This window comes from Filifactor villosus (assembly GCF_042652965.1).
In the GTDB taxonomy this organism is placed as follows: Bacteria; Bacillota; Clostridia; order Peptostreptococcales; family Filifactoraceae; genus Filifactor; species Filifactor villosus.
The window spans coordinates 1-6,634 of sequence record NZ_JBHSHL010000040.1; the positions used below are offsets into that span (position 1 = coordinate 1).

The window sequence follows — 6,634 nt, forward strand, 5'->3', positions numbered from 1 at the left end:
GGAGCAATTCATTTGGCATCGATCGTTTTATGGTTAAGATGCCTTGTTTAATTTGTGTAGACACGCTCTAACAAGATACAAAAATATGTCGGTGGATGAGATTGATCAAAGACTCGTTCCGGACATTGAAGATATAAAGAACAAGAAGAATATGGATCCGCTTTCCATGTATTTTATGAAAGTCGGAAATGTTATCGTCAAATGCAGTTATGCAGGAAACGGAAGAAGTTTAGCGGATTGCTTTTTGTCCTATTTAGAAAAGAAAGCGATGCTGCTTGATTAAAAATATGATAAAAGGGGAAGACTTTTTTTCGAATTTATGGTATAATACGAATCAAATAGGGATACAACTTAAATAAGTGCTTGAAAAGACTCCAAGTTATCATATTTCTCTTGAAAAAGAATATGAAAGTTTGGAGGTTTTGTTGTGTCTAAAAGAATTTCAGATACCTATCGGGTAGCCATGTATCTTCGGCTATCTCAGGATGATGAAAAATACGATAAAGATTTCAAGGCGGAAAGCAACAGTATTTCCAATCAAAGACTTCAGATCCAAGATTACATTGATAAAAACGAGGAGATGGAGCTTGCAGGCGAATATGTGGATGACGGATATTCAGGAATCCATTTTGAGCGACCGGCATTTAAAGAAATGATGGAGGATGTGATCACAGGCAGTATCAACTGCATTGTGGTAAAAGACTTATCCCGTTTCGGCAGAGATTATATTGACAGCGGAAGATATTTGCAAAGAGTGTTCCCCTCTCTTGACATCAGGTTTATTGCCTTAAATGACAATTATGACAGCTTCACAGCCAGTGAAACGGAAAAGAATCTGGTGATTCCTTTCAAGAATTTTCATCAACGACAACTATTGCAGGGATACCTCCGCAAAGGTCAGAAGTGTTTGTAAAGTAAAGAGAAAACAAGGACAGTTTATATCAAACTATGCTCCTTACGGTTATGAGAAAGATGAAGAAGATAAGCACAAAATAGTAATTGATAAAGAAGTGGAAGATGTGGTGCGAAAAATCTTCTCCATGAAACTGGAAGGATACAGTTCCTACTCGATTGCCAAACACTTAAACGATAATGGAATCCCCTCACCGATGGAGCATAAAAAGGCAAAGGGAATAAGGTATAAGACAGGCTTCAGCACAAAGGCGGTTGCCAAATGGGATACGCCTTCGGTCAATCGCATTTTAACCAATGAGGTCTATATTGGAATACTTCAACAGGGAAAACGAGAAAAGATCAATTATAAGCTGGATAAAGTGGTTTCCAAAGACAAAAGCGATTGGATTGAAATTGAAGATAACCATGAAGCGATTATTGATCCCCATGACTTTGAAATCGTCCAAAAACTTTTGAAATGCGATATTAAGGCGAAAACGGTCGGAGAAAAAGCGGATTTGTTTTCCGGACTTCTCTTTTGCAAAGACTGTAACGCACAGATGACGAAGAAAGTCGATAAACGAGGGAAAACACCGACCGTCTATTATATTTGCTCATCATACAATAAGGGGCAGGATTGCAGCAGGCACTCCATAAAGCAGGAAGAATTGCAAAGGACAGTGCTTGAAATGATTCGTCATTATATTCAGTATCTTAGGGAATACGAAACTGTTTCAGAGAAAATCAAAGAGATGGAAGTATCTTATGAACTGTTTCAAAAAATAGATAAAAGACAGGAATACACCAAGAAAAGCAAGGCGAAATTTGAGCTTTTAAAATCTTCCCTTTATCAAGACCTGAAGGAAGGCATTATTGCGGAAGAAGAATTCTATGATATGAGAGGGTTTTACACGAATCGTATCGTAGAAAGTGAGCTGATTTTAGAAAAGCAGAGCAAGGAAATTGCAAGGCTCTATAAAAAGAGTCTGGGCAATCGGAGTTTTCTTGCAGACATCAAAAAGTATCAAAATATCGGTACTTTAGAAAGAGGACTTCTTGTTCGACTTGTTGATAAAATCTATGTTTCGGAAGATAAGAAGATAGAAATTCAGTTTAACTATGACGAAATAATCGAGATTCTGGATAAGTTGAGCAGCTATACCTCTAAAACTCCTGAAATCAGGGAGGTGGTATAGATGGCAAGAACGGCAAACAGAAGAATGAAGTCGGAAGAAATGCACAGCAAAGAAAGTATAAACAGCTTTCAAACGGCAATCTATGCAAGAATCTCAAGAGATAAGAAAGAGAAACCGAGCGACTCCATTGAAAATCAAATTGCTCTTTGCGAGAGCTTCATTCAAAAAAGTGAGGATTTCAGTTTAGCAGGAATCTATAAAGATATTGCAAAGACGGGAACGGACTTCGAGCGACCGGACTTTGAAAACTTGATGGATGAAGTACGAATGGGGAAAGTCAACTGCATTGTTGTAAAAGATCTATCGAGGTTTGGAAGGAACTATACGGAACTTGGCAATTTCATTGAAAAGATCTTCCCGTTTCTTGGGGTGAGATTTGTGGCGGTCAATGACAATTTAGATACTTTCCACATGGATGATCCCAATAAATCACTGGAAGTGATTCTAAAAAACATCGTCAATGAAACCTATGCAACGGATATTTCAAAGAAAGTATCAAGCTCTCATCAGATGAGGATCAAACAAGGCGGATTCATCTGTGGAGCGGCTCCTTATGGATATGTGGCACGAAAAGATGAAGATGGAATTAGACGCTTATATCCGGATGAAAATACAGCTCCCATCGTCAAAGAAATCTTTGATGCCTATCTGAAAGGACTGAGTACACTGGATATATCCAAACTTCTTTTGGAAAAAAGAGTGTGTATTGCAACTGATTATCGGAGATATAAAAAGGCGGTTTCTGATGGTGATGAGCCGATTCGGATATGGCAACCGACTACGATTTTACAGGTACTTAAAAATCGTGCCTATACCGGAACTTTAATACAGGGAAGAAATCAAAAACACCTTTATGAAGGGAAGCCAAGAGAAAGACTTAATGAAGAATATTGGACAGTAACCGAAAATGCCCACGAAGCCATTATTTCGATGGATACTTTTGAGAAAGTGCAAGAGAAAATTTCCGAAAAATCACCACCGATAAAAAGAAGCAGAAAGGAAAATGCGGCTGCCAAAGACGATACGATCTTTCGAGGTATGGTTTACTGCAACCTTTGTCAAAAAAGAATGAGCGTCCATCGACAATTAAGCGGGAAAAGAACGGTGTTTTACTTTAGCTGTAACCGATTTGGAGAATACAAAGCGGAAAAATGCGGAACAGCAATTACAGAGGTGACACTTCAAAATACCGTAAAAGCTGCATTTGATACCATTCTTTTAAACAATAAGAAAAGCTATAAGGCATATTTAGACGGGTATGCGGATAAAAAAAGAGAAGTGGAGCAGCAAAAGGAAAAAGAACTGACAGAAATCGGCAGAAGAATCTCAGGACTGAGCAGGCTTCAAAGTGAGTATTACGAAAAGTATGTCTTGGGAGATTGGAGAAAGGAAGATTTTGAAAGAGAAAAGGAACATCTTCATCAGAAGAAAAAAGAACTGGAACACCTAAAAGAAAAGCAAATTGCCATCTTTGAAGAAGAAAAACGAAGGCTCGAAGAAAAGCACAAGTATCTGAAAGCTCTCTTTAAGGGCAAGACGAAGAAATGGGACAAAGAGTTTGTGAAAGCCATCATAGATAAGATATTCATCGGAAAGACCATACGGTAGAAATCCAATTCAATTTTGAAGAAACACCGGTCATTACCGAAAAGCTCGGAAGAAAGACAAAGAGGGACTGATATGAATACCGTAGATTTTTATCTAAGACTTTCATTGGAAGATGGCGATCAGCAAGATGAAAGCAACAGTATCACTTCCCAAAGAGAAATCTTAAAGGATTATATCCGCTCCAGAGAAGAATTTACAGGTGTTCAGATCAGGGAACACATCGATGACGGTTATACCGGAACAAACTTTAATCGCCCCGCATTTCAAAAGATGATTGCTCTTGTAAAGAAAAATGAAGTAAAGACCATACTCGTAAAAGACTTATCTCGTTTTGCCAGAGATTATATCGAATCCGGAGCCTATATTGAGCAGATCTTTCCTTTTATGCAAGTTCGATTTATCTCGGTGAATGACAACTATGACAGTAAGAACAATGAAAACGGAATCAGCAGCTTGGAAATTCCTTTTAAGAATCTTGTCTATGACTATTATTCCAAGGATATTTCACAAAAAATCCGTTCCTCTGTAAAAATCAGACAAGAGAAAGGCTATTACTTCGGATCAAAAGCACCGTATGGATATGTAAAAGACGAAAAGGACCATCATCAGCTGATTGTCGATGAAGCAGTAAGACCGATTGTGAAAGAAGTGTTTGCAAGGTATTTAAGCGGAGAAAGTATGCTTGCGATTGCCAAAGACTTGAATGAGAGAAAAGTCTTAACACCCGGTAAGCACATAGGGTTGTAAAGAGGAACGGGGATTTGGACAGGACAGATTGTTCGCTATCTCTTAACCCAACGAGTTTATACCGGAGCTATCGTTGGCGGAAAGACCAGAGTGTATGAAGTCGGCTCGGATCATCGACAATGGATGGATAGCGAGGACTGGATTATACGTGAAAATATGCATGAAGCCATCATATCCCAAGAGGATTTTGCGGAAGTTCAAAACCGATTAAGCAGCAATGCAAAACATATCAGTCGAGAACGGAAGCATTTCCATATTCTTCAGGATAAAGTCTATTGCGGGAAATGCCATCATAAGATGAGTTATACCGTTTACTCCGGAAAAAGTGACGGATATTACTGTTCGTATCGGTACAAGGCGAAGGACTATGGCTGTATGAAAGGAAAGATACAAGCTCTGGTACTGGAAGAAATCGTGGCAAAAGAAATTCAGCTTTACACCGAGCATTTTCTTGAGGAAGAACAGACGAGAAGGATTGAGTATAGAGTCAAGGAAAGTATTTGTGAAAGCCTGCTTGAGCGAAAGAAAAAATTGGAAGCGGAATAACAAAAGAACCAAATTTCCAAAATGCAGTGTTACGAAAGGCATAAGCAAGGTATCATAAAGAAAGATGAGTATTTCGCAAAACGAGAATCCCTGACAAAAAGAGCAAAGAACATCGAACAGGAAATAGCCATCATAGAGGATAAGATACAAGAAAATACCGCTTCAAGACATCATCTGAATGTCGATAAGTTAAGAGAAGCGGTAGCAAAAGGAGAACTTGTTTTAGACTGGATCAACGAAGTCATAGACAAAATCTATGTTTATGACAAGGACAAGGTGGAGATTGTTTGGAAATTTGAATAAAGAGGATAAAGAAATGGATAAAAAAGATGAAATGATGATTGTAAATCATGAATCCCTTGTAAAAAAGATTTATATTATTAGGGGACAAAAGGTTATGCTTGATTTTGAATTAGCCGAAATTTATGGGTATGAAACAAAGGCTTTTAATCAGCAAGTAAAAAGGAATATTGAAAAATTTGATGAAGATTTTATGTTCCAATTAACCGACGAAGAAGTATCTGAACTTTCAAGGTCACAAAATGTGACCTTGAACAAGAGTGCAGGAAGAGGTAGTAATATTAAGTACAATCCTCATGCTTTTACCGAGCAAGGAATCTATATGCTGATGACAGTTCTCAAAGGAGAGCTTGCAGTCAAGCAGAGTAAAGCTCTGATTCGTACCTTTAAGAAGATGAAAGACTACATCGTAGAAAATCAAGGGTTGATTGGGAAAAGAGAGTTTTTACAACTTTCGATGCAGATTACAAGTAATGTTGTGGAAATGCAGGATTTAAGACGAGATTTAATAGATGTGGAAGATCAGGTGGCGGAAGTGATGGACACCTTAAATAATGTGGTGCATAAATCCGAACTGTCCGACCTGATTCTTGACCTCAGCAATCCACAGCTTAAATATGGATTCTTAATCTTAAACGGACAACCGATCGAAGCAAATCTTGCTTATAAGGACATTTACAGCATAGCGAAAAAGAGTATTTATATCGTCGATAACTACATCGGAGTGAAAACTTTGGTCTTGTTAAAAGATGTCCCTTCATCAGTAGAAGTCATTATATTCAGCGATAACATCGGCAAAGGACTTCACACCCTTGAATATCAGGATTTCTGTAGGGAATATCCGTTTAGAAAGATAACATTCCAAAAATCCGGTGGAGAGTTTCATGACAGATACATTATTATCGACTGGAATACCGAACATCAGCGAATCTATCATTGCGGAGCGTCTTCCAAAGATGCAGGGCAAAGAATCACAAGCATAACGGAAGTGGTCGATCAGATGATTTACACCGACCTTATCAATAATCTCTTGAAAAATCCGGTGTTGAAGTTAAAATAGAACTAAATCAGATTGGAAATTTGAAAAAAATATGTATTCCATAATTGATACATGGAAGATTATGTTCATTTAAAGATAGTAGAAGGGAAAATTAATGATATATATAGATAACAGTAAGTTATACTGTGAGATTAAAAGTTATTATAATATTATAGATGATTTAATTATTCAACCATTAGAAAATGAAGTTGAAATAAATCAAGATAAAAACTTTGTATATGCTAATCTAAAAATGGTCCACAAACAACAAAAAATCTCTTTGAAAACCGGTCCAATCAATCAC

The 6,634-nt window shown here is 37.6% G+C and carries 8 protein-coding genes and 1 pseudogene; all 9 read left to right on the forward strand.

The features are described 5' to 3' along the window. The first annotated feature begins 175 nt into the window (after positions 1-175). The gene (locus ACFO4R_RS09020; RefSeq protein WP_379788774.1) at positions 176-283 is read left to right on the forward strand and encodes a hypothetical protein; all 108 of its coding nucleotides are present in this window, start codon (positions 176-178) and stop codon (positions 281-283) included. A 144-nt stretch (positions 284-427) separates the two neighbouring features. Next, complete coding sequence (locus tag ACFO4R_RS09025) at positions 428-913, forward strand: recombinase family protein (protein WP_379788767.1); 486 nt, start codon at positions 428-430, stop codon at positions 911-913. 106 nt (positions 914-1,019) lie between these two features. Further along, positions 1,020-2,090: a recombinase family protein gene (locus ACFO4R_RS09030; protein ID WP_379788768.1), complete on the forward strand. Its 1,071-nt coding sequence runs from the start codon at positions 1,020-1,022 to the stop codon at positions 2,088-2,090. Then, complete coding sequence (locus ACFO4R_RS09035; RefSeq protein ID WP_379788769.1) at positions 2,091-3,698, forward strand: recombinase family protein; 1,608 nt, start codon at positions 2,091-2,093, stop codon at positions 3,696-3,698. Between the two features lie 72 nt (positions 3,699-3,770). Continuing rightward, a pseudogene (locus ACFO4R_RS09040) lies at positions 3,771-4,652 on the forward strand (recombinase family protein); the annotation flags it as partial. Between the two features lie 48 nt (positions 4,653-4,700). Next, the gene (locus ACFO4R_RS09045) at positions 4,701-4,991 is read left to right on the forward strand and encodes a recombinase zinc ribbon domain-containing protein (RefSeq protein WP_379788776.1); all 291 of its coding nucleotides are present in this window, start codon (positions 4,701-4,703) and stop codon (positions 4,989-4,991) included. 21 nt (positions 4,992-5,012) lie between these two features. After that, positions 5,013-5,294: a hypothetical protein gene (locus ACFO4R_RS09050; protein WP_379788771.1), complete on the forward strand. Its 282-nt coding sequence runs from the start codon at positions 5,013-5,015 to the stop codon at positions 5,292-5,294. A 13-nt stretch (positions 5,295-5,307) separates the two neighbouring features. After that, the gene (locus ACFO4R_RS09055) at positions 5,308-6,351 is read left to right on the forward strand and encodes an ORF6N domain-containing protein (RefSeq protein WP_379788772.1); all 1,044 of its coding nucleotides are present in this window, start codon (positions 5,308-5,310) and stop codon (positions 6,349-6,351) included. 94 nt (positions 6,352-6,445) lie between these two features. After that, on the forward strand, positions 6,446-6,634 hold a 189-nt coding region (locus ACFO4R_RS09060; RefSeq protein ID WP_379788773.1), incomplete at its 3' end, for a hypothetical protein.

Excerpts from the sequence above, each read along its gene's own strand:
- ACFO4R_RS09020 (WP_379788774.1), top strand. The coding sequence starts at position 176 with ATGAAAGTCGGAAATGTTATCGTCAAATGCAGTTATGCAGGAAACGGA.
- ACFO4R_RS09035 (WP_379788769.1), top strand. The coding sequence starts at position 2,091 with ATGGCAAGAACGGCAAACAGAAGAATGAAGTCGGAAGAAATGCACAGC.
- ACFO4R_RS09050 (WP_379788771.1), top strand. The coding sequence starts at position 5,013 with ATGCAGTGTTACGAAAGGCATAAGCAAGGTATCATAAAGAAAGATGAG.
- ACFO4R_RS09055 (WP_379788772.1), top strand. The coding sequence starts at position 5,308 with ATGGATAAAAAAGATGAAATGATGATTGTAAATCATGAATCCCTTGTA.